The 540-nt window shown below is 64.6% G+C and carries 1 protein-coding gene; it reads right to left on the reverse strand.

All coding sequences use genetic code 11. The annotated features are described in order from the left end of the window. The coding region (locus tag NZU74_20815; GenBank protein ID MCS6883767.1) for a lyase family protein at positions 1-473 on the reverse strand (473 nt) is incomplete at its 3' end. Positions 474-540 lie beyond the last annotated feature (67 nt).

Raw genomic sequence — 540 nt, forward strand, 5'->3', positions numbered from 1 at the left:
CGCACCGGCACCGCGTCCTGCAAATGCGTGCGGCCCGACTTGACGATGTCATCGAACTCGACGGCCTTCTTTTCCAGTTCTGTTGCCAGCGAATCGAGGGTGCTTAGCAGCTCGTCCAGTCGCCAGAGTGCGCCGAGGCGGATAGCAGTAGGGATGGTGTCGTTGGTGGACTGGGCCATGTTGACGTGGTCGTTCGGCCCGACGATGTATCGGCCACGCACACCGCCGAGAATCTCGGTGGCGCGGTTGGCGATGACCTCGTTGGTGTTCATGTTGTGGCTGGTGCCCGCGCCGGCCTGGAACGGGTCTACCACGAATTGGTCATCCCACTTGCCGTCAATCACTTCCTGCGCCGCCTGGACGATGGCGTCCACCAGTTGTTGCGCCGTGTACTTTTTGCCGTCCACTTCGCGGTCGGCGAAGAGGCCGAGGGCGCCGTTGACCTCTGCCGCCGCGCGCTTGATGGTGGCCATGCTCCAGATGAAGGCCCGCCACGGGCGCAGGCCGGAGACGGGGAAGTTGAGCACGGCGCGCCGCGTC

Source organism: Chloroflexaceae bacterium, assembly GCA_025057155.1.
GTDB lineage: Bacteria > Chloroflexota > Chloroflexia > Chloroflexales > Chloroflexaceae > JACAEO01.